This is a genomic window from Streptomyces sp. ITFR-16, assembly GCF_031844705.1.
Lineage (GTDB): Bacteria > Actinomycetota > Actinomycetes > Streptomycetales > Streptomycetaceae > Streptomyces.
In genome coordinates this window covers 3,140,084-3,166,433 of sequence record NZ_CP134609.1, presented here as the reverse complement: position 1 = coordinate 3,166,433, position 26,350 = coordinate 3,140,084, and the positions used below count along the sequence as shown (strand labels likewise).

General features: G+C 72.8%; 19 protein-coding genes and 1 riboswitch. Of the genes, 13 read left to right on the top strand and 6 right to left on the bottom strand.

The genetic code is table 11. The features are described from left to right. The first annotated feature begins 103 nt into the window (after window positions 1–103). The 5 genes from RLT58_RS13910 (at window position 104) to RLT58_RS13890 (ending at window position 10,456) form a co-directional block, all read left to right on the top strand. A complete protein-coding gene (locus tag RLT58_RS13910) occupies window positions 104–2,710 on the top strand; it encodes a serine/threonine kinase C-terminal domain-containing protein (protein ID WP_311310720.1) in 2,607 nt (868 codons plus the stop codon). Window positions 2,711–2,853: 143 nt separating this feature from the next. Beyond that, entirely contained in the window at window positions 2,854–4,536 is a 1,683-nt protein-coding gene (locus RLT58_RS13905) for a serine/threonine-protein kinase (RefSeq protein ID WP_311310719.1), read from the top strand. A 167-nt stretch (window positions 4,537–4,703) separates the two neighbouring features. Then, window positions 4,704–6,332 carry a succinic semialdehyde dehydrogenase gene (locus RLT58_RS13900; RefSeq protein WP_311310718.1) on the top strand — a complete coding sequence of 543 codons (1,629 nt, stop codon included), beginning with the start codon at window positions 4,704–4,706 and terminating at the stop codon, window positions 6,330–6,332. 233 nt (window positions 6,333–6,565) lie between these two features. Continuing rightward, entirely contained in the window at window positions 6,566–8,428 is a 1,863-nt protein-coding gene (locus RLT58_RS13895; protein ID WP_311310717.1) for a GMC oxidoreductase, read from the top strand. Window positions 8,429–8,728: 300 nt separating this feature from the next. Next, window positions 8,729–10,456, top strand: coding sequence for a peptidase (locus RLT58_RS13890; protein WP_311310716.1), 1,728 nt, complete (start codon window positions 8,729–8,731; stop codon window positions 10,454–10,456). Between the two features lie 339 nt (window positions 10,457–10,795). On the opposite strand, the gene RLT58_RS13885 is transcribed toward RLT58_RS13890, so the two are convergent. After that, window positions 10,796–11,098 carry a chorismate mutase gene (locus RLT58_RS13885; RefSeq protein WP_311310715.1) on the bottom strand — a complete coding sequence of 101 codons (303 nt, stop codon included), beginning with the start codon at window positions 11,096–11,098 and terminating at the stop codon, window positions 10,796–10,798. Between the two features lie 329 nt (window positions 11,099–11,427). Between RLT58_RS13885 and guaA the strand changes: the two genes are divergently transcribed. The 4 genes from guaA to RLT58_RS13865 all read left to right on the top strand — a co-directional run bounded on the left by guaA (window position 11,428) and on the right by RLT58_RS13865 (window position 16,034). After that, window positions 11,428–13,014 (top strand): glutamine-hydrolyzing GMP synthase, encoded by a 1,587-nt coding sequence (guaA, locus tag RLT58_RS13880; protein ID WP_311310714.1) that lies wholly within the window; start codon window positions 11,428–11,430, stop codon window positions 13,012–13,014. Between the two features lie 184 nt (window positions 13,015–13,198). Beyond that, on the top strand, window positions 13,199–13,969 hold the full coding sequence (locus tag RLT58_RS13875) for a class II aldolase/adducin family protein (RefSeq protein WP_311310713.1): 771 nt from the start codon (window positions 13,199–13,201) through the stop codon (window positions 13,967–13,969). A 127-nt stretch (window positions 13,970–14,096) separates the two neighbouring features. Continuing rightward, a complete protein-coding gene (locus tag RLT58_RS13870) occupies window positions 14,097–15,362 on the top strand; it encodes a hypothetical protein (protein WP_311310712.1) in 1,266 nt (421 codons plus the stop codon). 162 nt (window positions 15,363–15,524) lie between these two features. After that, the gene (locus RLT58_RS13865) at window positions 15,525–16,034 is read left to right on the top strand and encodes a DoxX family protein (protein WP_311310711.1); all 510 of its coding nucleotides are present in this window, start codon (window positions 15,525–15,527) and stop codon (window positions 16,032–16,034) included. On the opposite strand, the gene RLT58_RS13860 is transcribed toward RLT58_RS13865, so the two are convergent. Beyond that, window positions 15,941–16,204: a hypothetical protein gene (locus RLT58_RS13860; RefSeq protein WP_311310710.1), complete on the bottom strand. Its 264-nt coding sequence runs from the start codon at window positions 16,202–16,204 to the stop codon at window positions 15,941–15,943. The two genes, RLT58_RS13865 and RLT58_RS13860, sit on opposite strands and share 94 nt — an antisense overlap. Continuing rightward, complete coding sequence (locus RLT58_RS13855; RefSeq protein ID WP_311310709.1) at window positions 16,191–17,507, bottom strand: PspC domain-containing protein; 1,317 nt, start codon at window positions 17,505–17,507, stop codon at window positions 16,191–16,193. Before RLT58_RS13855 ends, RLT58_RS13860 begins: the two co-directional genes overlap by 14 nt. A gap of 174 nt (window positions 17,508–17,681) precedes the next feature. On the opposite strand from RLT58_RS13855, the gene RLT58_RS13850 reads away from it, so the two are divergent. Together RLT58_RS13850 and RLT58_RS13845 are read left to right on the top strand one after the other, a co-directional pair. Continuing rightward, window positions 17,682–18,980, top strand: coding sequence for a PspC domain-containing protein (locus RLT58_RS13850; protein ID WP_311310708.1), 1,299 nt, complete (start codon window positions 17,682–17,684; stop codon window positions 18,978–18,980). Then, window positions 18,964–19,668 carry a LuxR C-terminal-related transcriptional regulator gene (locus RLT58_RS13845; protein WP_250968117.1) on the top strand — a complete coding sequence of 235 codons (705 nt, stop codon included), beginning with the start codon at window positions 18,964–18,966 and terminating at the stop codon, window positions 19,666–19,668. The genes RLT58_RS13850 and RLT58_RS13845 overlap by 17 nt, the downstream gene beginning before the upstream one ends. On the opposite strand, the gene RLT58_RS13840 is transcribed toward RLT58_RS13845, so the two are convergent. Both RLT58_RS13840 and RLT58_RS13835 read right to left on the bottom strand, forming a co-directional pair. Continuing rightward, window positions 19,665–20,432 carry a GNAT family N-acetyltransferase gene (locus RLT58_RS13840; protein ID WP_311310707.1) on the bottom strand — a complete coding sequence of 256 codons (768 nt, stop codon included), beginning with the start codon at window positions 20,430–20,432 and terminating at the stop codon, window positions 19,665–19,667. The two genes, RLT58_RS13845 and RLT58_RS13840, sit on opposite strands and share 4 nt — an antisense overlap. 43 nt (window positions 20,433–20,475) lie before the next feature. Then, the gene (locus RLT58_RS13835; RefSeq protein ID WP_311310706.1) at window positions 20,476–21,522 is read right to left on the bottom strand and encodes a C40 family peptidase; all 1,047 of its coding nucleotides are present in this window, start codon (window positions 21,520–21,522) and stop codon (window positions 20,476–20,478) included. Between the two features lie 371 nt (window positions 21,523–21,893). Between RLT58_RS13835 and RLT58_RS13830 the strand changes: the two genes are divergently transcribed. Beyond that, complete coding sequence (locus tag RLT58_RS13830) at window positions 21,894–22,247, top strand: hypothetical protein (RefSeq protein WP_311310705.1); 354 nt, start codon at window positions 21,894–21,896, stop codon at window positions 22,245–22,247. Between the two features lie 50 nt (window positions 22,248–22,297). Here the strand turns inward: RLT58_RS13830 and RLT58_RS13825 are convergent, their stop codons facing one another. Then, window positions 22,298–23,461: a C40 family peptidase gene (locus tag RLT58_RS13825; protein WP_311310704.1), complete on the bottom strand. Its 1,164-nt coding sequence runs from the start codon at window positions 23,459–23,461 to the stop codon at window positions 22,298–22,300. After that, window positions 23,460–23,625: riboswitch (cyclic di-AMP (ydaO/yuaA leader) on the bottom strand. (Overlaps the previous gene by 2 nt.) A gap of 257 nt (window positions 23,626–23,882) precedes the next feature. On the opposite strand from RLT58_RS13825, the gene pcrA reads away from it, so the two are divergent. Continuing rightward, window positions 23,883–26,321: a DNA helicase PcrA gene (pcrA, locus tag RLT58_RS13820; RefSeq protein ID WP_311310703.1), complete on the top strand. Its 2,439-nt coding sequence runs from the start codon at window positions 23,883–23,885 to the stop codon at window positions 26,319–26,321. The last annotated feature ends 29 nt before the right edge of the window (window positions 26,322–26,350 follow it).

Genomic DNA, 26,350 nt, shown 5'->3' with positions numbered 1-26,350 from the left:
ACCGCCGGTCAATTGGCGAGCACGTGACCGCAATTGACCGAACCCGGCGGTTTCCTTGCGACGGTCTCCGTGACCGGGGGACAGCGCGCTCTGGGGAGGCGTCGTGGACGACTACGCGGGTCGGGTACTTGCCGACCGCTACCGCCTTCCGCTGCCTCCGTCCGATGCGTACGAACTGGTCGAGACCCGCGCCTTCGACACCTACAGCGGACAGGAAGTCCTGGTCCGGCAGGTGCCGTTGCCCGAGGTCGTGGACGCCGAGATGCTCGACGCCGACGGTGCGCCCGCGCCCGCCCGGCGCACCAGCGGGCGTACCGTGCGCAGGTCCACCGACCCGGCCGTGCGGCGTGCCATAGAGGCGGCCCAGGCCGCCGCCCAGGTGCCCGACCATCCACGGCTCGACCAGGTCTTCGACGTGTTCGCCGAGGCGGGCTCGCTCTGGATAGTGAGCGAACTGGTCGCGTCCCGCCCGCTCGCCGCCCTGCTCGCGGAGCGCCCGCTCAATCCCTACCGGGCCGCCGAGATCGGCTCCGACGTCCTGACCGCTCTGCGCGTCCTGCACGCCCACGGCTGGACCCACCGCAACATCACCGTGCGCACGGTGCTCATCTGCGACGACGGACGCGTGGTGCTGACGGGCCTCGCGGCCGGCGCGGCGGAGGAGGCCCTCTGCGGCTACATGCCGGTGCCCCGCCCCGACGAGGGCCCGGACGACGAGGGTGAGTACGGCGGTCCCGCGGTCGAGTCGGGCCCCACCGGACCCTATGTGCCGCCCGCCCTGCAGCCGGCCCAGGACCTGGGCGGCCCCTACCCGCCGCGCGACCCCGCACCGCTGCCCGCCTCGCGCGGCCCCGCCGCGATCGAGTCCGCGCCCGCCCTGCCCGTTCCCGCGCCCGGGGCCGACAGTGCCGCGCAGGCCAGGGCCGCGCGCGCCGGTGCCATCGCCGCCTACCGCGCCGGGGCCCGCGCCGCCGCCGCACGCGTCAGCGAGGAGGAGCGCCGCGCCGCCACCGAGCCGACGGGCGACACCGGCCGGCCGGCCGGCCCCGTCCCGGGCGGCGGCCGGCCGCGCCTGCCCGAGCCGCAGAACCCCTTCGACGACGCCTATCCGTACGACGACGAGGACGACGAGGACGAGGACGGCGACGGCGGTCCGCTCCCGCCCCGGCGGCTGCATCTGACCGGTTCCTGGGACGACGGGCCCGGCGCCGGGCGGCCCGTGCCCGCCGGGGGCTCCGGCGAGGACGCGCTGCGCGCCGACTCCCGCCGCACGGGCCCGCCACGCCCCGAACTCCCCTCCGCCGCCGCCCGGGAGACCCCGCCCGGGCGCTGGGACGAGATCGTCGCCGAGAGCCCCGGGACCTCCGCCTACCGGGGCCCCGCCACGACGCTCGCCGCCGAGCGCGCCCGGCAGGCCCGGATCGCCGTCGTCGGCGCGGTCACCGAGCGCTGGGCGCCCGAGCAGGCGGGCCCCGTCCACGAGAACTGGCAGCTGGCCCCGCCGATCGGCCCCTCCACCGACCTCTGGGCGCTCGGCGCCCTGCTCTACCGCGCGGTCCAGGGCCACGCCCCGTACCCGGAGGACAACGCCGCCGAGCTCGTCCAGATGGTCTGCGGCGAACCGCCCGCGTTCGCCGAGGAGTGCGGCCCGCTGCGCCCCGTCGTCGAGTCGCTGCTGCGCCAGGACCCCACCGAGCGGCCGGACTTCGAGGAGCTGCGCGGCTGGCTGCGCTCCCTCGTCCGCTCGGCCCCCGAGCCGGAGGCCGGGACCGACGTCGTGACGCTGCCCGCCGACGACGCCACGAAGCTGCCCGTCGTACGCCGGCGGGGCGAGCTCGTCCGCAAGCGGCGCGGCCGCCGTGGCGCGGTTGCCGCGCACGGCAGGCACCGCCACACCAAGGAGCGCCTGGAGCCCGCCGAGCGGCCACCCGCCACCCGCCGCGAACCCCCCATCAGGGCGCCGCGCGAGCCCAAGGGCCCCAAGGCGCTGCGCACCCCGCCCCGCCCGCCGCAGGGCGGACAGCGTGCGCCGCGGCGGCTCGGCCGGCTGCTGCTCGTCGCGATCCTGCTGGTGCTCGTGGCGGCGATCGCGTACGCCGTGATGTTCATGCCCAAGTCGGGGGAGAAGCAGGGCGCGGGCGCCAGTCCCTCCCGCACGGCGTCCGGGGCGCCCGAGCCCGGACCCGGCACGCCGGAGCCGTCCGGGTCGTCCTCCGGCGCCCAGAAGCCGCAGACCAGCCGCTCGGCCGCCGCGCTGGCCGCGGGCTACACCCTGCGCAAGGACGCCGAGGGCTTCGAGGTCGGCGTACCCAAGGGCTGGCAGCGCAGCCCGGCCAACGCGGACCGTCAGATCCGGTACGGCAGCGACGGCTTCAGCCTGGTCATCGTCCCCGGGCGCGACACCGCCAAGGCCAACGGCAGCGACCCGCTCGACTACCAGCGGGACAAGGAACCGGAGTTGAAACCGTTCCGCGACTCCAGCTGGTCGTCGGCGAGCGGGCTGCGCCGGACCGACGTCGGCCGGCAGGCCATGGCGGAGGGCCAGTACACCTGGCAGGACGGCAACGGCCGGGAGGTCTACGTCCGCAACCTCGTGATGCTCGTCGACGGCCGCTACCACATCCTCCAGGTCATCGGCCCGGAGGACCGGCGTGACAAGGTGTCGGACATTTACCAACAGGCCAGCCTGTCCTACCGCGTGACGTCCTGAATCCCCGCAGGATCGAAGCGGTTCGACGCGGGGCCCTGTGCCCGGGCGACAAGCATCACAGTGCGGTCTCGTGAGCGATGCGAGGTTCCGTGGCCGCACATCCGCTCCGTAACCTGTCATCCGAAGGAACGGGGCGGGGACACGTGGATCGATCACAGAATACGGACGCGGGACTGCTGCTGGCCGGAAGGTACCGGCTGGGCGAAGTCCTCGGACGCGGCGGGATGGGCAAGGTCTGGCGCGCCCATGACGAGGTGCTGCACCGCACCGTCGCCGTCAAGGAGCTGACGGCGGGGCTGTACGTCGCCGACGCGGACCGGGTCGTGCTGCACGCCCGTACGCAGAAGGAGGCCCGCGCCGCCGCCCGCATCACGCACCCCGGTGTGGTCACCGTCCACGACGTCGTCGAGTACGACAACCGGCCCTGGATCGTCATGCAGTACGTCGACGGACCGTCACTCGCCGACCGGACCAAGGAGTCGGGCGAGATCGATCCGCGCGAGGCCGCCCGGATCGGTCTCCATGTGCTGGGCGCCCTGAGCGCCGCACACGGTGCCGGGGTGCTGCACCGCGATGTGAAGCCGGGCAACGTCCTGCTCGCCCGGGACGGCCGGGTCCTGCTCACCGACTTCGGGATCGCGGCGATAGAGGGCGACTCGACCATCACCAGGACCGGTGAACTGGTCGGCTCCATCGACTATCTGGCGCCCGAGCGGGTACGGGGCGGCGACCCGGGGCCCGCGTCCGACCTGTGGTCGCTGGGCGCCACGCTGTACACCGCGGTCGAGGGGCGTTCGCCGTTCCGCCGCACCTCCCCGATATCGACGATGCAGGCCGTCGTCACGGAGGAGCCGCCGCCGCCCGAGAGGGCCGGGGCCCTGGGCCACGTCATCACCGCCCTGCTGCGCAAGGAGCCGGCCGAGCGGCCGACGGCGGCGGAGACCGAACGGATGCTGCTGGAGGCCATGGAGGGGCGCGAACCCCGCTCGGCCCAGGCGTACGTCCCGACGCAGCGCCTGTCCGAGGAGGCCCTGCACACGCTCGGCCCCGACGGCACCCCGGCCGGCGGGATGCCGCCCGGCGGCACGGCCCCGCTGCCCTACCCCGGGCCCGTCCCGGCCCCCGGCTCCGCACCCGTGGTCCGCCGCAGCCGCTGGCGGACCACGGCCGTGGTCATCGCGCTGGCGGCCCTGCTCGGCGGCGGCGCGGGCATCGCCGCGATGCTGTACGCGAACCGCGCGGACCACGACGCCAGGGCCGGGACCGGCGGCACCACCTCCCACGGCACCCGGTCACCGGGTCCGGCCACGCCGAGCCCCGAGCCCAGCCGCTCCAAGGAGAAGGACCCGGCGACGCCGGGCGTGCCGGACGGCTGGCGGCGGGTGGAGGACCCCGCGGGGTTCAGCATCCTCATGCCGATCGGCTGGGAGCGCCGGGTGAGCGGCACCAACATCGACTACACCCCCGACAACGGCGTGCACTACTTCCGCCTCAGCGTCGACCAGGCACCCGACTTCGAGCACCCGTACACGCACATGCAGAACATCGAGACGGACCTGCGCAAGCGGCTGCCGGACTACCGGAGCCTGGAGATGAACTCCAACGTCTACCGCGACTGCGTCGGTTCCATCTGGGAGTTCACCTGGACCGAGAAGGACGGCGTGGCCGCCGGGCCCCGGCACGCCATCGACCAGATGTACTACGCCAAGGAGGGGGGCCCGGAGTACGCGCTGTACATGACGGGACCCGCGGACGACTGGGACGTCACCCGGGACCAGTTCAACACGATGCTGCGCAGCTGGCGGGCGCCGGCCGACGAGGGCTGACCCGCGCGGAGCCCTCCCCGCAGCCGGGGATAGCCCCTGATCAGCGCTTATGCAGCCAGTAGGCACTGGCTCGATCAGTGGGTGCCGTGCGAGGGCTGTGGGAGGGACTGTGAAAAGCTGTTACCCACGGGTACCCAAAGCATCCGGCTCGACGTACTCTCGCCCTCATGACGGACTCGCAGGCCTCCACGTCCACCTCCGCCGCCGCTGTCGGCACCAACCCCGTGGCCGCCGCCCCCGCAGGCGTGCGCACGGCCGCCGATGTCGTGACGCCCGAGGTGATCGCCCAGCTGACCCGTGGCGTCGTCGGCTCCGGCCGTACCGCCAACCACACCCCCTTCACCGGTGAGAAGCTGGCCGATCTGCCCGAGTCCACCCCCGAGGACGTGGCGGAGGCCTTCACGCGGGCGCGCGCCGCCCAGGCCGCCTGGGCCGCCACCCCGGTCCGCACCCGGGCCGCCGTGCTCCTGCGCTTCCACGACCTCGTCATCGGCCGCCAGTCCGAGGTCCTCGACCTCATCCAGCTGGAGACCGGCAAGGCCCGGCTGCACGCCCACGAGGAGGTGCAGGCGGTCGCCGTCGCCGCCCGGCACTACGGCCGCAAAGCCGGTGCCTATCTCAAGCCGAAGCGGCACACCGGCGTCGTACCGACCCTCACCAAGGTCACCGAGCTGCGTCAGCCGCGCGGCGTCATCGGCCAGATCGCCCCGTGGAACTACCCCTTCGAGCTGTCCGTCGGGGACGCGCTGCCCGCGTTCGTCGCCGGCAACGCCGTGGTGATGAAGCCCGACACGGAGACCGCGCTGACCGCGCTGTGGGCCCGTGACCTGCTGATCGAGGCCGGGCTGCCGGCCGAGGTGTTCCAGGTCGTCCTCGGTGAGGGACCCGTCGTCGGCCCCGAGGTCGTCAAGCACGCCGACTACGTCTCGTTCACCGGCTCCACCCGCACCGGCCGCGAGGTCGCCCAGGGCGCGGCGGCCCGGCTCGTCGGGGTCTCGCTGGAGCTCGGCGGCAAGAACGCGATGCTGGTCCTGGCCGACGCCGACGTGGAGAAGGCCGCCGCCGGCGCCGTCCGCGCCTGCTTCTCCTCCGCGGGCCAGCTCTGCATCTCCATCGAGCGGCTGTACGTCCACGAGTCGGTGGCCGACGACTTCGTGGAGCGCTTCGCCGCCCGCACCAGGGCGATGCGGCTCGGCAACTCCCTCGCGTACGGCGCCGACATGGGCTCGCTGGTCGGCGAACGCCAGCTGGAGACCGTCAGCCGGCATGTCGCGGAGGCCGTCGAGAAGGGCGCCAAGCTGGTGGCCGGCGGGGTCGCCCGCCCTGACATCGGCCCGCTCTTCTACGAGCCGACCATCCTGGACGGCGTCGAGGCGCCGATGGCCGTGTGCACCGAGGAGACCTTCGGCCCGGTCGTCTCCCTCTACCGCTTCAGCGACGAGGACGAGGTCATCGCGCTGGCCAACGCCACCCCGTACGGCCTGAACTCCAGCGTCTGGACCAAGGACTCCGGGCGGGGCCACCGCGTCGCCGCCCGGCTGCGGACCGGCACGGTCAACATCAACGAGGGCTACGCCCCCGCGTACGGCAGCGTGCAGTCCCCGATGGGCGGCATGAAGGACTCCGGTCTCGGCCGCCGCCACGGCTCCGAGGGCATCCTCAAGTACACCGAGGCGCAGACCGTCGCCCAGCAGCGGCTGATCCCGCTCGCCCCGTCCTTCGGCATGGACGACGAGAAGTACGCGGCGTTCATGAGCCGCAGCCTGAAGGCGATGAAGGCGTTCCGCCTGCGCTAGGGCGTGTCGTCGAACTGGCGTCTGCCGGGCGACGCCATGCACGCACTCTCGCCGCACCGGCCCCAGACCCCGGTACGTCCAGTACAGGGGCCTGGGGTCGGCACGCCGAGAGCACGCACCTGACGCCGCCCGGCCGCCCTTCGGGCAACGACGCCAGTTCGACGACACGCCCTAGCCCCGCCGAGTCGCCGCACCCACGCAGCACTTCTGTCCTTTTCGTACCGAGGAGAGCCATGTCCCAGGACAGCCCTGCCCAGAACCAGGCCGGACCGGCCGGTGCGGCCGACGACGACGCCGCGTACGACTACGACGTGATCGTCGTCGGTTCGGGCTTCGGCGGCGCGGTGTCGGCGCTGCGGCTGACGGAGAAGGGGTACCGGGTCGGCGTCCTGGAGGCGGGCCGCCGCTTCACGCCGGGCACCCTGCCCAAGAACTCCTGGGACCTGAAGAACTACCTCTGGGCCCCCGCCCTCGGCCTCTTCGGCATCCAGCGCGTGCATCTGCTCGGCAAGGTGATGGTGCTGGCGGGCGCCGGGGTCGGCGGCGGCTCGCTGAACTACGCCAACACGCTGTACGTGCCGCCCGCGCCGTTCTTCGAGGACCGCCAGTGGGCCCACATCACCGACTGGCAGGACGAGCTGAAGCCGTACTACGACCAGGCCAAGCGGATGCTCGGGGTCCGGCTCAACCCGACGACGACCCCCTCCGACGTCCATCTGAAGGCGACCGCCGAGGTCATGGGCGTCGGCGACACCTTCCACCTCGCCCCGGTCGGCGTCTTCTTCGGGGACGGCGAGGACGCCGACGGCGCCGCGCGGGCGAAGCCGGGCGGCACGGTCGCCGACCCGTACTTCGGCGGCGCGGGCCCCGCCCGCAAGGCCTGCACCGAGTGCGGCGAGTGCATGACGGGCTGCCGCCACGGGGCGAAGAACACCCTCAACGAGAACTACCTCCACCTCGCGGAGAAGGCCGGCGCGGTCATCCACCCGATGACCTCCGTGGTCGGGATCACGGACGACCCGGACGGCGGCTATCGCGTCTCCACCGTGCCGACCGACCGCCGGAGGAAGGCGAGGCCCACCCGGCTGCGCGCCCGCAAGGTGGTCGTGGCGGCGGGCACGTACGGCACCCAGACCCTGCTGCACACGATGAAGGACGAGGGACTGCTGCCCCGGCTCTCGGCCCGGCTCGGTGAGCTGACCCGGACCAACTCCGAGGGCCTCGTCGGCGCCCAGACCTCCGAGCGCCGCTACCGCAGGCGCCACGGCACGAAGCCCGACTTCACCAAGGGCGTCGCCATCACGTCCTCGATCCACCCCGACGAGAACACCCACATCGAGCCGGTCCGCTACGGCAAGGGCTCCAACGCGATGGGCGGGATGACCATCCTCCAGGTGCCCTACAGCACCCACCGGGTCCTGGCCTGGTTCGGGAACCTGGCCAAGCACCCGACGCTCGCCGTGCGCTCCCTGTCCAACCGGCGCTGGTCGGAGCGGACCATCATCGGCCTCGTCATGCAGTCGCTCGACAACTCCCTGACCGCGTACCGCAAGCCGCGCGGCCTCGGGAAGGGTCTGCTCACCGCCCGGCAGGGCCATGGGGCGCCCAACCCGACGCAGATCGCGGAGGCCACCCGGAGCGCCTCGCTGCTCGCCGCGGAGATCAACGGTTTCGCCGGCTCCAACATCGGCGAGCTGATGGGCACCCCGCTCACCGCGCACTTCCTCGGCGGCTGCCCGATCGGGGCGAGCCCCGAGGAGGGGGTCATCGACCCGTACCACCGGCTGTTCGGGCACCCGGGCATCTCGGTCGTCGACGGTTCGGCGGTCTCCGCCAACCTGGGCGTCAACCCGTCACTGACGATCACCGCCCAGGCGGAGCGCGCCATGTCCTTCTGGCCGAACAAGGGCGAGCGGGACCCGCGCCCGGCGCAGGGCGAGGCGTACGAGCGGCTGGCGGCGGTCGAGCCGCAGGCGCCGGCGGTCCCGAAGGAGGCGTTCGGCGCGTTGAGGCTGCCGTTCCTGGGGATGCCCGTGCTGCCGCCGAAGAAGGAGTCCGCCGAGAAGGCCACGGAGAAGGCCGCCGAGAAGGCCTGAGCGGCGCCGGGAGCCGGCGAGGACAGCAGAAGGGGCTGCACCCCCCTCCGAGTGCAGCCCCTCACGCTGTAACCGGTGCGCCGGATGAACGGCGGTCGACCGGTGTTCCGCATGCATGACCTGCAAGGCGTCCGAATGGTTGTCCTCCCGTTGATGAAATCCTTATGTGAGGTGGGTCACCCCGTCGGGTGTGCCCGATCCGTGATCTGATCGCGCGCAACTATTCGCGCATCCCCGGGGTCGTACCCATATCGCTGTCACAGCGGTCACACAGCTCCCGACGACCTCAGAGGGCCCGAGATGAGACGCACGACCCCGAGAGCCGCTCTCCGCCGTGTCGCAGGCGGACTCGCCACCGTCGGCCTGCTGGCGGCCGGCACGCTCGCCCTGGACACCCCGGCGCGGGCCGCCGGACCGGAGTTCACCCTCGGCGGCCCCGCCGAGACCGCCCTGCACCCGTACCCGGCGAGCGGCACCCCGAAGAAGGCCGCCCTCGACTTCACGGTCACCAACCCCTCCGAGGACGAGGACAACGGTGGCTTCGACGGCGAGTACACCGTCCGCTTCGACTTCGCCGGGCTCGCGGGCGTCGCGGACGTCTCCTTCGGCGAGGACGGCACCCTCGACTGCGAGACCACCGGGACGACCGCCGTCTGCCACGACTACGGCATCCGGCCCGGCCTGAACACCCTCGCCGAACTCGACGTCAGCGCGGCACGGGGCAGCAAGGACGGCGCCTCCGGCACGCTCACGGTCACCGCCGAGGCGGACGGCGCCACCTTCCGCCCCTTCACCGCCCGCGTCGGCGTCGGCGGCCCCGACCTGTCGATGAAGCGGCTCCCCTTCCGTACGGAACTGAAGCCGGGCGACAGCCAGCCGGTGCCGGTCACCTTCACCAACAACGGCACCCGGGCGGCCGACGGCGTCCTGCTCACCCTGCGCCACACGCGCGGCATGGAGTTCACCGAGCGGTACCGCAACTGCGAGTACAGCGAGGACGACCTCGGGATGGGCACCCCGGGCGCCTGGACCACCGCCCTGTGCACCTTCGAGGGCAGCTACGACCCGGGCGTCACCTACACGCTGGCCGAGCCGCCGGCCATCCGGGCCACCGCGCACGCGTACTACGACTCCTTCCTCTACCGGATCGAGGAGGACGGCTCCGGTGCCCGTGAGGACCTGCGGGCCGGGGCGCGGTTCAGCCCCGGCAAGGGCGCCACGCTGGCCCTGCGCGCTGCCCCGGCGGCCCGCGCGGCCGACCTCGAACCGGGCGACAACCAGCAGGAGGCCGACTTCCGGACCGCCAACAGCGCCGACTTCGCGGCCTACGGCGACCGGGGCCGGGGCGCCAAGGGCGACACGGTCGACGTGACCGTCGGATTCCGCAACCGCGGACCGGCCTGGATCGGGTACATCCGCTCCGGCGAGGACGTCGCGACCGTCGACTTCACCGTGCCCGAGGGCGCCTCGGTGACCACGAAGCCGGACTCCTGCCGAGGGGTGACGGCGGACGGGCAGTACCGCGAGAACCAGACGGCGGCCCCGCGCTACTTCTGCTCCACCCCGATGTCCGTGGGCGAGGACGCCGACTTCGCGCTCCCCTTCGGGCTGAGGATCGACAAGGTGGTCACGGGCGCCTCCGGCGAGGTCCGGGTCCGCAACACCCACCTCGCCGGCCCCGCGCTGCCCTTCGACCCGAAGCCCGCCAACAACACCGCGTCCCTGGTGCTGAACGCCGAGGACTCCGGCACGACGACCGGGGGCTCCGGCCCGGGTTCGGGCTCCGGCTCGGGCGGATCGGGCACCACGGGCGGCGGCTCGACCGGCTCCGCCGGTTCCACGGGTGCCACCGGAGGCTCGGCAGGCTCCGGCTCCGGTGGCACGACCGGTTCGTCCTCGGGCTCCGCCACCGGCGGCGCACTCGCCTCCACCGGCACCGCCGCCCTGGCCTCGGCGACCGCCGCGCTCGTCGCGCTGGTCGCGGGCGGGGTCCTGTACACCGCGTCCCGCCGCCGCACCGCCCGCTGACGAAAGCTGACGAAAGGAGAACGGCCGGCCCCGGGCGTCCCCGGAGCCGGCCGTTCGTGGAGGAACCGGTGACTGTCCCTCCGAGTGACCGGGCTGCTGTCCCCTGCCGACCGGTCACGCACGCCGGTGCGCGGTCCCACGGCGTACATGCAGTACGCCACACACCCCGGCGGAGCCACGCGTGGATTCCTCTTGCCGGTCCGCCCCTGGCTGGCACGGACATCGGGACCAACGAAGCCGCGCGGGAGCCGGTCACGCGCCGTACGGGTGAGACCCCGCCCGAACTGGGATACGCCCGTACAGCCCTGTGCCCCCTTGTGCCGCCCGACCTGCGGCGGGTCACACCCGGCCGCGGCACAGCTCCAGCAGCGTCATCGCCAGCGAGGTGCCGGGCTTGCCCAGCGCGTCCCGGTACTGGCCGAGGATCTCCATCTCGCGGGAGAGGTTCACCCGGCGGCCGCCCGAGGTGATCCGGGCCTCCTGGATGACCGAGGAGACGGCCATCCGCTCCTGGACGAGCCCGATGATCCGGTCGTCGAGGGCGTCGATGCGCGCGCGGGCGTCGCTGATCAGGGACGCGGCCTCGTCGGTGTGCGCGCCGGTCGCCTCGGTGGCGGTGCGGGTGGCTGCGGTGCTGCTCATGGTGGGTCTCCCGGTGGGCTGGGCCCCCGGGACCGACCGGGCCCGGAACGCCAGAACGCCCCGGGCCTGTCGGCCCGGGGCGCCTGGAACGTTGCTTGTCAGTTGCTCAAGCAGCACGACCATGGCAGCCGGCGGGCCGGGTGCCATAGGTAAAGACGAAGGTCGTGTGCTGACGCATGGGAGACAGTATGGACCCGGCCCCGCGCCCGGTCCAACGCCCGGCCCGGATCGTGAGACGGCCGGGCCCGTCCCCGCGCGACGAGGGGCGCCTCCGGCCGCCGGTAGAATCGGGAGAACCGACCCCCTCTCCACCGCCGGAAGGCCGCCCCGTGCCAGCAGCACCCCCCGCCGCCCCCGACACCGCCACCGACGTGGTCCTCGTTGTCGACTTCGGCGCGCAGTACGCCCAGCTCATCGCCCGCCGCGTCCGTGAGGCCCGGGTCTACAGCGAGATCGTGCCGTCCACGATGCCGGTGGCCGAGATGCTGGCCAAGAACCCCCGGGCGATCATCCTGTCCGGCGGACCGTCCTCGGTCTACGCGGAGGGCGCGCCCTCGCTCGACCGCGCGCTGTTCGAGGCCGGGGTCCCCGTCTTCGGTATGTGCTACGGCTTCCAGCTGATGGCCACCACGCTCGGCGGCACCGTCGACGACAACGGTGCCCGTGAGTACGGCCGCACCGCGCTCACCGTCTCCAAGTCCGGCTCGACGCTCTTCGAGGGCACCCCGGACCAGCAGTCGGTGTGGATGTCGCACGGCGACGCCTGCTCCGCCGCCCCCGAGGGCTTCACCGTCACCGCGTCCACGGACGTCGTCCCGGTGGCCGCCTTCGAGAACGACGAGAAGAAGCTCTACGGCGTCCAGTACCACCCGGAGGTCCTGCACTCCACGCACGGCCAGCAGGTCCTGGAGCACTTCCTCTACCGGGGCGCCGGCATCGAGCCGACCTGGACGACCACCAACGTCGTCGAGGAGCAGATCGCCGCGATCCGCGCCCAGGTCGGCGACAAGCGTGCCATCTGCGGCCTCTCCGGCGGCGTGGACTCGGCGGTCGCGGCGGCCCTCGTCCAGAAGGCCATCGGCTCCCAGCTGACCTGCGTGTACGTCGACCACGGCCTGATGCGCAAGGGCGAGACCGAGCAGGTCGAGAAGGACTTCGTGGCCGCGACCGGCGCGAAGCTGAAGGTCGTCGACGCGGAGAAGCGCTTCCTCGACGCCCTGGCCGGTGTGTCCGACCCGGAGACCAAGCGGAAGATCATCGGCCGCGAGTTCATCCGCGTCTTCGAGCAGGCCCAGCTGGAGATCCTCCAGGAGGACGGCCCCGAGGTCGCCTTCCTCGTGCAGGGCACCCTCTACCCGGACGTCGTGGAGTCCGGCGGCGGCACCGGCACCGCCAACATCAAGTCCCACCACAACGTGGGCGGGCTCCCCGACGACATCGAGTTCCAGCTCGTCGAGCCGCTGCGCCAGCTGTTCAAGGACGAGGTCCGGATGGTCGGCCAGGAGCTCGGCCTGCCGGACGAGATCGTCCAGCGCCAGCCCTTCCCGGGCCCCGGCCTCGGCATCCGGATCGTCGGCGAGGTCACCAAGGAGCGGCTCGACCTGCTGCGCGAGGCCGACGCCATCGCCCGCGAGGAGCTGACCGCGGCCGGCCTGGACCGCGACATCTGGCAGTGCCCGGTGGTCCTGCTCGCGGACGTCCGCAGCGTCGGCGTCCAGGGCGACGGCCGCACCTACGGCCACCCGATCGTGCTGCGCCCGGTCTCCTCCGAGGACGCCATGACGGCCGACTGGTCGCGCCTGCCGTACGAGACCCTCGCCAAGATCTCCACCCGCATCACCAACGAGGTCGCCGACGTCAACCGCGTGGTGCTCGACGTGACGAGCAAGCCGCCGGGGACGATCGAGTGGGAGTGACCCCCCACACGATTCCCGTGCCGATGCCGTCGCCCGTTCCCGCGGGCGGCGGCATCGCCGCGTTCCCGCACCGAATCGGCACCCGGATACCTCTGGCCACCTGCGGCGACCGGCGGTAACTTCCGATCCCGTACGACTGATCCGCCCGCCCGATCCGTACGCCCGGGAGCACCGAGGAGCCGCCATGCCCGAGCCCGCACCCCTCCCCGTGGACCAGCTCCACTTCGCGATGCCGCCGGTGCACGCCTCCCTCGGGGAGGAGCGAGCGCACCGCAAGGAACGGCTGGCCGGGGCGCTCCGGCTGTTCGGTGAGTACGGGTACGAGGACGGGGTCTCCGGGCACATCACGGCACGCGACCCGGAGTTCACCGAGTGCTTCTGGGTCAACCCCTTCGGCGTCCCCTTCGACGGGATGCGGCCGGGGGACCTGATCCTGGTCAACGCCCAGGGGCAGGTCGTCGAGGGCACCCGGCACGTCAACCAGGCCGCCTTCACCGTCCACGCCCAGGTGCACCGGGCCCGCCCGGACGTCGTGGCCGTGGCGCACACCCACTCCGTGCACGGCCGGGCGCTGGCCGCGCTGGGCGAGCTGATCGAGCCGATCACCCAGGAGTCCTGCGCCTTCTACGAGGACCACGCCCTGTACGACGCGTACACCGGGGTCGTGGTGGACGAGGACGAGGGTCGCCGGATCGCCGCCGCGCTCGGGCCCCGCAAGGCGATCGTGCTGCGCAACCACGGACTGCTGACCGTGGGCGACTCGGTGGACGCGGCGGCCTGGTGGTTCCTCGCGCTGGAGCGGTCCTGCCAGGTCCAGCTGGTCGCGCGGGCGGCCGGGAAGCCGGTGCTGATCGAGCACCGGGACGCGGTCACCACCCGCGAACAGCTCGGCAGCGACCTGGTCGCCTGGATCAACTACCAGCCGCTGTGGAGCCGGGTTTCTCGAACGTTCTGACGATCCCGCCCGCCCGGTGTGCCCCGATGCGGGAACCGCCCGTACCGTACGGCACAATTCGCAGCAATCACAGCTGAGTTGGGTTTGATCATCAGCTGTACCGGGGTGGGAGAGGGCGGCGTTTTCCGTGGCGTTGGACGAGGCACGACAGGGCACGCACGGCGGTGGCTGTACGTGCGGCGACTGCCCGCACGGAGCGCGCCGGGGGCACCGGCGCGCGGTGGCCGCCTTCCTGGCCAAGCGGGACGAGCTCGCGGCGGGCCAGGGGCTGCCCACCGGGGTCGCCCAGTCCGCCTCCGCGACCCGGCAGTGGGTCTCCGACGAGCTGACCCAGTCCGCCCGCGCGGTCGCCGAGCGCGGCCGGGAGGCCGGGGACGCCTGGCTCCACCGGGTCCGGCAGCGCACCCTGGCCGTCGTCTGGGGTGCGGTGGCCGTGCTGGCGGTCACCGAGGCGGCCACCGCGATCGGTGCGGGCTGGTCCCACGCCCGTACCGCAGGACTGGTCGCCGGGGTGATCATCGCCGGGCTGCTGACCGCCGCCGCGCACCTGCACCGGGCGCGCGGCGGGCTGCTGGCGCCGCTGATCGGTGAGGACAACCGGCTCTCCACCTCACGGGCGGTCGCCGCCTCCTGGGTGCTGCTGGCGGTCTTCTCCGTGCTCGTCCTCGCGCTCCAGCTGGCGGGCGCGTCCGGACACGACGAGCGCGACGCGCTCATCGAGGGCCTGGACCTGGCGCGCGGCGCCGGCGTGGTGAGCGTGCTGGCGCTGGTGTGCGCGATCGCCGTGGTCGTGCGGCGGGTGGTGAGCGTACGGGTGCTGTCCGGGCGGCTCCAGAAGCTGCGGGCCGACCGGCCGCGCGCCGCCGATCTGCTGACCGACGACTCCGGGCGCGGCGGGTTCACGGATGTGCAGTACGTCCTGGTGAGCACGGCCGCCGTGGTCTTCGCGGCGGTCCGGCTGGCCCGCCGGCCCGAGCAGCTGCCCGATCTGCCGTGGGGGCTCGCGCTGCTGGTGGGCGTCTCGGCGGCGGCCTATTTCGCGGGCAAGTACACCGAGGGCGGCCGGCCGGTGGTGCTGTCGGTGGTCCGCGCCCGCGAGGCGGGCGACCTGGACGCGCCGATCCGCACCGGCGACGACATCGAGATCAGGGGCGCGGGGTTCGTGCCGCCCGGCGCCGGGGCCCCGGACCGGCTGGCGCGCATGGTCGTGCGGATCGGCTCCGTCCATGTCCATGTGCCGCTGATCCCGGTCACCGGCGGCTTCGCCAACCCCACCGACACGGTGCTGACCGTGCCGGTGCCGGTGGAGGTGGAGCCGGGGGTGGTCGAGGTGCAGGTCGTGACAGCCGCCGGGGCGGAGTCCAACCGCGTCGAGATCGATGTGACGGACTGAGGCCCGGCCCGGCCTTTCGCGGGAGTCGGCCGCACACCCGGTGAGCAGTGCGTTCGCCGCGTACGTATCGTCTGGTGACGGGTCGAACGGTCCGGCGAGGGCAGAACGGCCCTGCGGGCGGGACGGTGGTCCCGCGACAGGGCTGCGGAAGGCGGGAGAACCATGCACGGATACGGCACGAACGGGCGCGGTCTGGGCGAGGCCAGGAGCCTGCGGGACCTGGCACGGGAGCACGCCCTGCTGCCGTTGCGGATCTTCCTCGGGGTCACCTTCGTCTACGCGGCGCTCGACAAGCTCACCGACAGCGCGTTCTTCCACGCCACCGGCGCCGGATCGATCGGCGAGCAGATGACCGGTGTCCGCGACTCCGCCGCGATCCCGGCCCTCGTCGACCTCGCCCTGAAGAGCCCGTCCGGCTTCGGGTACGCCATCGCGTTCGGCGAGCTCGCCGTCGGGATCGGCACCCTGCTCGGGCTCTGGTCCCGGATCGCCGCGCTCGGCGGGGCGCTGATCTCGCTGAGCCTGTGGCTGACCGTCAGCTGGCAGGTCTCGCCCTACTACCTGGGCAACGACCTGATCTACCTCATGGCCTGGCTGCCGCTGCTGCTCGGCGGTGCCGCCTCGTTCTCCGCGGACGCCTTTCTCGCGGCGCGGCGGCGGCGGATCCGGTAGGCCGTCCAGGTCGCGGTGGCCGCGAGCCACAGACCGCCCACGAACACCGGGACGAAGAAGACCCACGGGGCCTCCCACAGCCCCGCCGCGTCCGCCGCGTAACCGGCGGCCAGGGTCAGCATCACCAGACCCGCGACCGCCCGGCCCGGCCGGAACTCATGACGTGGCACGGCTGACCTCCACCTGTCCGATGCCCACTTCCAGATCCAGGTCGACCGTGCCCGCCGCCTTGGTGCCCGCAGGCGGCGGCAGCGTGCGGTGCTCGTTCTGCGAGGGGCTGATGTCCACGTCGCCCCGGCGCCGCTCGCCCGGCAGCGTGATGTCCCCGAGGCCCGCGCGGGCGTTCACCCTCACGGTGACCGCCTTCGGGACCAGCACGACGACCCGGCCCGCCCCGACCTCCACCTCCGTGCTGAGCGTCTGCCCCCGGGGGACGGCGACCCGGGTGAGGTCCAGGCGCACCTGCCCGGAGCCCAGTTCGTAGCGCGGCTGTACGGCGGCGACCGTCGCGGGCCGCCAGTCCTCGCGCGCCCAGTGGGTGGTGATGTCCTTGGGCAGCGCGGAGGCGCCGGCCAGCAGCCCTGCGGTGATCATCGCCAGCAGCAGCGTGCCGAACCCGGTCCGCCCCACGAAGGCGCTGATCAGCATCCCCGCCCCGAACACCGCGAGCGCCGCGGCCAGGCCGATCTGCAGGCTCGTCCCGAGCGGGTGGGCGTCCCAGCTGAGCCCCGTGCCCAGCCCGCCCGCGAGGAGCGCGGTCAGGAACACCATGCCGCCGATCGAGCGCGGCCCCCGGATCTCCCGCGACCGCTGCGGCGGGCTGAACGGGGCGTCGGCCCTCGCCCTGCGCGCGCCCGCCGCCTGCCCGTCGACCACGGCGTCCGGCGGACCCCACAGATAGCCGGGCCCCACCGGCCCCGTCGTCCCGTCCTTGACGATCGGGTCCCGCCACCAGGACGGGCCGGACGGGGACGGCGGCGCCTTCACCTCGGGCGGCGCGTCCGACACGGCCTGCGCGGCCGCCGGATGCAGCGGGTCCTGCGGATCGGCCGTCCTGCGGTGCTGCGTCCAGACGGAGAAGCCGACGACCGCGGTCGACAGCATCCCGGCGAACGCCAGCGTGCCGCCGTTGCCCAGCATCGACAGGAAGAGACCGCAGCCGATCAGCGCGCACAGCACCGCGATCAGCGAGGCACCCTCGACGCGGCCCGACAGCAGCCGGCGCGCCTCGTTCTCCTCCTCGCCGTCCAGCGGGATCAGCAGCCAGGCGAAGCCGTAGAAGACCAGGCCGAGGCCGCCGGTCACGGAGAGCACACCGAGCACGATCCGGAAGATCACCGGGTCGACGTCGCAGTACCGGCCGAGCCCGCCGCACACCCCGGCCACCACTTTCTGCCGCGAGCTGCGCTGCAGCCGCGGGAGTGGCCCGGGGGGCGGTACGACGCCGGGCGGCGCATCCTGGGGAACGGTCATGGCTCCATGGTGACGGGCCCCGGCCCCGTCCGGCACCCGCCCCGACCCTGGACGGTCCCTGATATTGGCCGGCCCGTCCCTCAGGGTGCCCCGGGCCGTCGCCGCCCGCTCTCAGGGTCGAAGTGGGGGCCGACCCTGATGCCACGACCCTCCGGGACGTGTGACGATCGGGTCATGCCAGCCGCCACGTCCCGAGCCGCAAGCTCCCACGCCCCCGACACGGAGGAGCCGCCGCAGCGCAAGCTGTACCGCAGCGCCGACGGACGGCTGCTCGGCGGCGTCGCACGCGGTCTCGCCGGGCATCTCGGACTCCCGGTCGCCTGGGTGCGGTTCGTCTTCCTCGGGCTGTTCTTCGCGGACGGCCTCGGCGCACTCCTGTACGCCGTGTTCTGGATCGTCGTGCCGCTCGGCGTCGGCGGCGTCGACACCCCCCGGTCCGTCTTCGAGACCGCCCCCGACGGCAGACGCCGGCTCCGCAAACCCGACAAGGGCCAGGTCTTCGCCCTCATCGCGCTGCTCATCGGCGCCGTCGTCTTCGTCGGCAACGTCGACATGGGCAGCAAGGCCGACCGCTACATCTGGCCCACCCTGCTCATCGGTGCCGGCTCCGTCCTGGTGTGGCGCCAGGCGGACAACGCCCGCCGCGCCCGCTGGATGGAGGTCGGCAGCCGCCGCCGCGTCCTGCACCTGGCCCGCGGCCTCGCCGGTGTCGCGCTGGTCGGCCTCGGCCTCGCCGGCTTCATGGTCGTACGCGGCTCCGCCGCCCAGCTCGGCAACGTCCTGACCGCCGCCATCGCCGTCCTCACCGGCATCGCCCTGCTGGCCGGGCCCTATCTCGTCCGCATGACCCAGGACCTCTCCGAGGAACGCCTCATGCGCATCAGGGCCCAGGAGCGCGCCGAGGTCGCCGCCCATGTCCACGACTCGGTGCTGCACACCCTCACCCTGATCCAGCGCAACGCGGAGGACCCGGGCGAGGTCCGCAGGCTGGCCCGCGCCCAGGAACGCGAACTGCGCAACTGGCTGTACAACCCCGAGGGCACCGGCAAGGACGAGGCCGACGAGCCCGAGACGCTCGCCGAGGCCGTCAAGCGCGCCGCCGCCGAGGTCGAGGACAAGCACGGCGTCCCGCTGGAGGTGGTCGTCGTCGGCGACTGCCCGCTCGACGAGAAGCTGACCGCACAGATGCAGGCCGCACGCGAGGCCATGGTCAACGCCGCCAAGTACGGTGGCGAGGGCGGCGCCGTGCAGGTCTACGCCGAGGTCGAGGGCCGGACGGTCTTCGTCTCGGTGCGTGACCGGGGCCCGGGTTTCGACCTGGACTCCGTACCGGGGGACAGAATGGGTGTACGAGAGTCGATCATCGGCCGGATGCAGCGCAACGGCGGCAGCGCCCGGCTGCGTTCGGTGCCCGGCGGGGGCACGGAAGTCGAGCTGGAGATGGAGAGGACGAGCGATGAACGGGACCACTGAGGCGACCGGGGGCCACGAGGGCCCGGAGCGCCGGGTACGAGTCGTGCTCGTCGACGACCACCGGATGTTCCGCACCGGCGTACAGGCCGAGATCGGCCGCACCGAGGAGACCGGGGTCGAGGTCGTCGGCGAGGCCGCCGACGTCGACCAGGCGGTCACCGTCATCACGGCGACCCGCCCCGAGGTCGTCCTCCTCGACGTCCATCTCCCGGGCGGCGGCGGCGTCGAGGTGCTGCGCCGCTGCGCCCCCTTCATGGGCGCGGTCGAGAACCCGGTGCGCTTCCTCGCGCTGTCCGTCTCGGACGCCGCCGAGGACGTCATCGGTGTCATCCGGGGCGGTGCGCGCGGCTATGTCACCAAGACGATCACCGGCAGCGACCTGGTCGACTCGGTCTTCCGGGTCCAGGACGGCGACGCGGTGTTCTCGCCCCGGCTGGCCGGCTTCGTCCTCGACGCCTTCGCCTCGACGGACGCGCCCCCGGTCGACGAGGACCTCGACCGGCTGACCCAGCGCGAGCGCGAGGTGCTGCGGCTGATCGCCCGGGGCTACGCGTACAAGGAGATCGCCAAGCAGCTCTTCATCTCGGTGAAGACCGTCGAGTCCCATGTCTCGGCGGTGCTGCGCAAGCTCCAGCTGTCCAACCGCCACGAACTGACCCGCTGGGCGACCGCGCGGCGGCTCGTCTAGCCCCGGTCCGGGTCCAGCGAGATGTTGAGCTTCTCGCCGATCCGGCGGTAGCCGATGGCCGCGTAGATCCGCTCCACATCGGCGTCGCCCGGCTCCAGCCACACCACCCGGCAGCCCCGCTCGAACGCGGTGCGCGTCAGATGGGCGGAGAGCGCGGCGCCGATGCCCCGGCGGCGGAAGTCCGCGCCGACCGCGAGACCGGCGAGCTCGCTGAGGCCGTCGACCGGGACCGAGCAGCCGCCCGCCCCGGCCGGGGTGCCGCCGACGGTCGCGAGCGCGGTGACCCCGCCGCCCGCCGCCGCGTTGCGCAGCCACTCGGCCGTGCCGTCCTCGGGCTCGCCCTCCCCGCCGTAGCCGAGGTGCTGGACGAGCGCTGCGGCCGCGAACTCCGCGTCCGTTGCGGGCTCCGTGACGACCAGGTCCGCGACCGGCTTCGGGTCCACCAGGCCGCCGGGGGCGCAGGCGAGGATCGGGGCGCGGTTCTCCACCGTGAACCCGGCGGCGAGCAGAGCCGGTTCGACGGCGGGCGCCCAGCCGGGCAGGAACTCCAGGCGGGGCATCCGGTCCCGCTCGCGGAAGGCCGCTATGAGTGCGTCGAGTTCGCCGGGCGTCGGCTCGGCGTCCTGGTCCGGGATCGCGTAGTTGGCGAACTTCAGGGACCAGTTCGGGTTGTAGCGGATCACGAACGGACCCACCCGGACATGGTCCGGCGAGCGGAGCGTGAGCGTACGGGCATGGGTCTGGACGTCGGCGTCCATGGGCATGTGCGGGTGTCCTTCGGGCCGTTGGGTTCGCAGCCACGGGAGCCTATGCCACCCGGGTCGCTCCCGCGAAAGGCATTTGGTCGATCGGAGCGATGCGGACCGGGGCGCCGGGGCGCGGGGCGTGGATCATCCGGCCGTTGCCGATGTACAGCCCGACATGGCTGACGCCGGAATAGAAGAACACGAGGTCGCCCGGCGCGAGTTCGGAGCGCGACACCCGGCGCCCCGCGTTGATCTGCGTGTACGTGGTCCGGGGCAGCGAGACACCCGCCGCGCGCCAGGCGGCCTGCGTGAGTCCGGAGCAGTCGAACGAGGAGGGGCCGGTGGCACCCCAGACGTACGGCTTGCCGAGGGCGGTGTACGCGAAGGCGACGGCTGCGGCGGCGCGGGAATTGGGCGCCTCGGCCGCGCCGCGCGGAGCGCTGCGGTCGGCGTGCCCGGCGCCGCGCCCGTCCTCCGACGCGTCGTAGGCGGCGCGCTCGGTGGGGGAGAGACGCTCCAGCAGCTTCCGGGCCTCGGCGAGCCTGGCGCGGACGGTGTCCTTGTGCGCGCGCAGGGCGGCCTGCTGGGACGCGAGCTCCGACAGCCGGCCGGCCGCCTCGGAGCGCAGCTGGGCCACGTCGGTGACCTGGCGCTCCACGGCACGGAGCCTGGTCGCGCGGCGCTCGCCGGCCCGCTCCACGTACGAGGCGCGCTCCAGGTACTGGTCGGGGTCCGAGGAGAGCGCGAGCTGGACGGCGGGGGAGAGTCCGCCGGAGCGGTACTGCGCGGCGGCGTACGCACCGAGCGCGTCGCGCGAGGCGTTGAGCCGGGCGGTCCGGCGGGCGGCCTCGTCGCGCAGGGCGTCCACGGACCTGGTGAGGGCCTTCGCCTTCACCTTCGCGCCGTTGTACTGCTCGGTGGCGACCTCCGCCTCCCGGTACAGCCGGTCCACCTCGGCCTTGACCTGGGCGGGGGTCGGCGCCGGCGCGGCGTGCGCGGATCCCGGCAGCGCGGCGGCGGTCGCGGCCCCGGCGAAGGCGAGGGTCGCTGCGGTGCGGGCAGCAGAGCCGGTGGAGAGGCGCTGCTTGGGTTTCCGATGGGCGGCCACTGGGGCGGGCGTCCTTCCTTCCGACTGCCCGGCGGGGACTACCGGCGGGCCCGTCCGGGATCCGGCGGCGGGCCGCCAACAGGGGGAGCGGTCCGTCGCCGGATCTCCCGGCGGGGTGGCCGCCCACCGCCGTCCGGGTGCGGAGCGGCGGTGGGCGGCCACCTGCACAGGGACGCTAAACCCGGGGCACGGGCAGGAGTCGTCTTGGCGCTTATTGCCCGCTTTTGGCGTTGCGTTGTCGTCGAATGACTGGGAAAAACGCGTCAGATTCAGGCATTTGGTGCATTCTTCGGTCACATGGCCACTACGCCTCCGGCTGCCGGGGAGCCCTGGTAAAGCGCCCGGAAACGCCGTGGCTAGGCTGCGGAACCATGCGCGTACTCATCGACTTCATCGTGGCCCTGCACATCATCGGTATCGCCGCCCTGCTCGGCGGCTTCCTGGGCCAGCTGAAGGCGATGTCGGCCGGCACGGCCCGGTTCGTCCCGGGGATGCTGCACGGGGCGCTGACGATGCTGGTCACCGGGATCGCCCTGGTCGGCCTCGACCAGGCCGACGACCACCCGGTGAACAACATCAAGATCGGCATCAAGCTGGCGATCCTGGTGGTCATCCTCGGGATCGTCTACGTCAAGCGGGACGAGGAGAAGGCCGGGAAGGGCCTCTTCGCGGCCGTCGGCGCACTCACGGCCGCCAACATCTTCATCGCCACGCTCTGGACCTGAGCCGCCCTGAGCCGGGCCGGCCGGAACCCGGGCCGGCCCCCTGCTCCCGGTCAGGCCGGCCGCACGCTCCCGTAGATCGGCATGTAGTAGATCGATTCCTCGCGCACGTTCGCCCCCGGCTTCGGCGCGTGGATCATCATGCCGTCGCCCTTGTAGATACCGACGTGGCTGATGTCGTCGTAGAAGAACACCAGGTCCCCCGGCTGAAGGTCCTCCGTGGCGATCCGCGTGCCCACCTCGACCTGGTCCCAGGTGGTCCGAGGGATGTCGACGCCCGCGGCCTTCCAGGCAGCCTGGGTGAGCCCCGAGCAGTCGTACGAGGCCGGGCCGGTCGCCCCCCAGACGTACGGCTTGCCGAGCTGCGCGCGGGCGAACGCGAGGACCTTCTCGGCCTTCGTCGAGGCGCTGCTGCCCGCACCGGACCCGGAACCCGTGCCGGTACCCGTACCCGTCCCGGAGCCGCTGTCGCCACCGGCCTCCTTGGCCTTGCGGGCGGCCTCCGCCTTCGCGGCGGCCTGCTTCTTCGCCAGCTCGGCGGCCTTGCGCTCGGCCTCGGCCTCCTTCTTGCGCTCCAGCTCGGCCAGCCGCGCCTTCTCCTCGGCGGTCAGCCTGGACAGCAGCGAGCGGGCGGAGGCCAGCTTCTTCTGGACGTTCTGCTTGCTGGTGCGCAGCGTGGCCTGCGACTCGGTGAGCGTCTCCAGGCTCGTCACCGCCTCGGCCCGCTGCCTGGACGCCTCCGCCTGCTGGGTACGGAAGTCCGAGACGGCCTGCTGCTGGCGCTCGGCCATCCGGTTCATCAGATGGGTCTGGTCGAAGAACGACTGCGGGTCGTTGGCCAGGAAGAAGGTGGCGGTCGGCGCGAGGGCGCCGTCGCGGTACTGGGCGGCCGCATAGGTGCCGAGCGTCCTGCGGGCCTCGTTCAGCTTCTCGGTGCGCTTGGCGACGTTGTCCAGCAGCGTGTCCACCCGGGAGCGCTGCTTGTCCGTCGCCTCCTTGGCCTGGTTGTACTGCTGGGTCGCGGTGCCCGCCTGCCGGTAGAGGTCGTCGACCTTCTTCTGGACGTCCTCGATGCTGGGCTTCGGGGCCGGGGCGGCCAGCGCGCTCTGCGAGGACAGCAGGGTCACCGACGCCAGCGCGGCCGTCGTGAGCCCGACGGCAGGGGTGGTGGTGCGCACCCGGGTGCGCGGCTTGCGATGCGACGCCAAGGCCGGCATCTCCTTCCGTGGACCGCCTACCGGGTTAGCTGTCGGGTTCGGGCGGAACGGAAGGCTGCCCTACGGTCCGGGTGGGGGATTCGGACCGATTCACCCCGGTGATGCGTGTGGGTCCCCGGTTCCGGACTCCCCTGGGGGAGGCGCGGATTCGGCGTGGACGCCCGCTCGGCGTGGTTCGCCTCGGTGGTACGGGCCGCCCGGACGAGCACGCTAGCCAACTCATGGTGCCGCTGTGAAGGTTGATGTGCGATATGCCCGATACATTTTCGTGACCTAGCCGGATCGGGGTGCTCCGGGGCAGGTGGAGCCCGCCTCCGGCCACTTCGCGCGGTGCCGTGCTTGCTCTGCGTGCCCGCCCGGAGGTGCGCGCTTCGTCACTCCGGCCCTGAGTGTCAGTCCGCACGCCTAGACTCGGACAGCGATGAGCAGCCTCTTTGACGACAGTTTCCTGGCCGGCCTCCAGCACACGGAGGAAGGGCCCCCGCCGCCCCCCGAGGACTCCGCACCCGAAGCGGTGCCGGAGGACCTCTTCGCGGGCGTGTTCGACGGGCCCCCGCCGCCCCGCGACGCGTACTACCGCGACGGGGCGCACCGCCCGGTCATCGACGCCGCCGCGCTGCTCGACGGGCTGAACACCGAGCAGCGCGCCGCCGTCGTGCACGCGGGCTCCCCGCTGCTCATCGTGGCCGGGGCCGGCTCGGGCAAGACTCGGGTGCTGACCCACCGCATCGCCCATCTGCTGGCCGAGCGCGGGGTGCACCCCGGCCAGATCCTGGCGATCACCTTCACCAACAAGGCCGCCGGCGAGATGAAGGAGCGCGTCGAACAGCTCGTCGGCCCGCGCGCCAACGCCATGTGGGTCATGACGTTCCACAGCGCGTGCGTACGGATCCTGCGCCGCGAGTCGAAGAAGCTCGGCTTCACCTCGTCGTTCTCGATCTACGACGCGGCCGACTCCAAGCGGCTGATGGCCCTGGTCTGCCGCGATCTCGACCTCGACCCGAAGCGCTACCCGCCGAAGTCGTTCACCGCCAAGGTCTCCAACCTCAAGAACGAGCTCATCGACGAGGAGACCTTCGCCGGGCAGGCCGCCGACGGCTTCGAGAAGACCCTCGCCCAGGCCTACGCGATGTACCAGGCCCGGCTGCGCGAGGCCAACGCGCTGGACTTCGACGACATCATCATGACGACGGTGCACCTGCTCCAGGCGTTCCCCGACGTCGCCGAGCACTACCGCCGCCGCTTCCGGCACGTCCTGGTCGACGAGTACCAGGACACCAACCACGCCCAGTACACGCTGGTACGGGAGCTGGTCGGCCCGGCCGGTCCCGAGGACGCACCCGCCGAGCTGTGCGTGGTGGGTGACGCGGACCAGTCGATCTACGCCTTCCGGGGCGCGACCATCCGCAACATCCTCCAGTTCGAGGAGGACTACCCGAACGCGACGACGATCCTGCTGGAGCAGAACTACCGCTCCACCCAGACGATCCTGTCCGCCGCCAACGCGGTCATCGAGCGCAACGAGAGCCGCCGCCCCAAGAACCTCTGGACCAACGCCGGCACCGGCGCCCGCATCACCGGCTATGTCGCCGACACCGAGCACGACGAGGCGCAGTTCGTCGCCGACGAGATCGACCGCCTCACCGACGCCGGCGACGCCAAGGCCGGCGACGTCGCGATCTTCTACCGGACGAACGCGCAGTCCCGTGTCTTCGAGGAGATCTTCATCCGCGTCGGCCTGCCCTACAAGGTCGTCGGCGGGGTGCGCTTCTACGAGCGCAAGGAGGTCCGGGACGTCCTGGCCTACCTCCGCGTCCTGGCCAACCCCGAGGACACCGTCCCGCTCCGCCGCATCCTGAACGTGCCCAAGCGCGGCATCGGCGACCGCGCGGAGGCGATGATCGACGCCCTGTCCCTGCGCGAGAAGATCACCTTCCCGCAGGCGCTGCGCCGCGTCGACGAGGCGTACGGCATGGCCGCCCGCTCCGCCAACGCCGTCAAGCGGTTCAACACACTGATGGAGGAGCTGCGCACGATCGTCGAGTCCGGCGCGGGCCCGGCCGTGGTGCTGGAAGCGGTCCTGGAGCGTACGGGCTATCTCGCCGAGCTCCAGGCGTCCACCGACCCGCAGGACGAGACCCGCATCGAGAACCTTCAGGAACTCGCTGCCGTCGCCCTCGAGTTCGAGCAGGAGCGTGGCGAGGAGGAGGGCGCGGGCACCCTCGCGGAGTTCCTGGAGAAGGTCGCGCTCGTCGCCGACTCCGACCAGATCCCCGACGAGGACACCGACGGCTCCGGCGTCATCACGCTGATGACCCTGCACACCGCGAAGGGCCTCGAATTCCCGGTCGTCTTCCTGACCGGCATGGAGGACGGCGTCTTCCCGCACATGCGGGCGCTGGGCCAGGTCAAGGAGCTGGAGGAGGAGCGGCGCCTCGCGTACGTCGGCATCACGCGCGCCCGTGAGCGGCTCTATCTGACCCGGGCGGCCATGCGCAGCGCCTGGGGCCAGCCCTCGTACAACCCGCCGTCGCGGTTCCTGGAGGAGATCCCGGACCAGCACCTGGACTGGAAGCGCAAGGGCCCGATGGCGGCCCCGGCGGGGCCCACGTCGGGCATCACCTCGTCGCTCTCCACGTCCCGTTCGCGTTCCGGCCCCTCGGGCTTCGCCACCCGGCGGACCTCGGACAAGCCGACGATCACGCTGGTGGTCGGCGACCGGGTCACCCACGACCAGTTCGGTCTGGGCACGGTGGTGGCGGTCGAGGGCATCGGCGACCAGGCGAAGGCCACGGTCGACTTCGGGGACGAGCGGCCGAAGAAGCTGCTCCTGCGGTACGCGCCGGTCCAGAAGCTGTAAGTGCGGCCGGCCCGGCGGGGGCGCTGTGC

Bases quoted from the DNA above. Each gene is read 5' to 3' on its own strand.
- RLT58_RS13900 (WP_311310718.1), top strand. From the start codon at position 4,704: ATGACGGACTCGCAGGCCTCCACGTCCACCTCCGCCGCCGCTGTCGGC.
- RLT58_RS13895 (WP_311310717.1), top strand. From the start codon at position 6,566: ATGTCCCAGGACAGCCCTGCCCAGAACCAGGCCGGACCGGCCGGTGCG.
- RLT58_RS13890 (WP_311310716.1), top strand. From the start codon at position 8,729: ATGAGACGCACGACCCCGAGAGCCGCTCTCCGCCGTGTCGCAGGCGGA.
- RLT58_RS13885 (WP_311310715.1), bottom strand. From the start codon at position 11,098: ATGAGCAGCACCGCAGCCACCCGCACCGCCACCGAGGCGACCGGCGCG.
- RLT58_RS13875 (WP_311310713.1), top strand. From the start codon at position 13,199: ATGCCCGAGCCCGCACCCCTCCCCGTGGACCAGCTCCACTTCGCGATG.
- RLT58_RS13865 (WP_311310711.1), top strand. From the start codon at position 15,525: ATGCACGGATACGGCACGAACGGGCGCGGTCTGGGCGAGGCCAGGAGC.
- RLT58_RS13855 (WP_311310709.1), bottom strand. From the start codon at position 17,507: ATGACCGTTCCCCAGGATGCGCCGCCCGGCGTCGTACCGCCCCCCGGG.
- RLT58_RS13850 (WP_311310708.1), top strand. From the start codon at position 17,682: ATGCCAGCCGCCACGTCCCGAGCCGCAAGCTCCCACGCCCCCGACACG.
- RLT58_RS13845 (WP_250968117.1), top strand. From the start codon at position 18,964: ATGAACGGGACCACTGAGGCGACCGGGGGCCACGAGGGCCCGGAGCGC.
- RLT58_RS13840 (WP_311310707.1), bottom strand. From the start codon at position 20,432: ATGCCCATGGACGCCGACGTCCAGACCCATGCCCGTACGCTCACGCTC.
- RLT58_RS13830 (WP_311310705.1), top strand. From the start codon at position 21,894: ATGCGCGTACTCATCGACTTCATCGTGGCCCTGCACATCATCGGTATC.
- RLT58_RS13825 (WP_311310704.1), bottom strand. From the start codon at position 23,461: ATGCCGGCCTTGGCGTCGCATCGCAAGCCGCGCACCCGGGTGCGCACC.
- pcrA (WP_311310703.1), top strand. From the start codon at position 23,883: ATGAGCAGCCTCTTTGACGACAGTTTCCTGGCCGGCCTCCAGCACACG.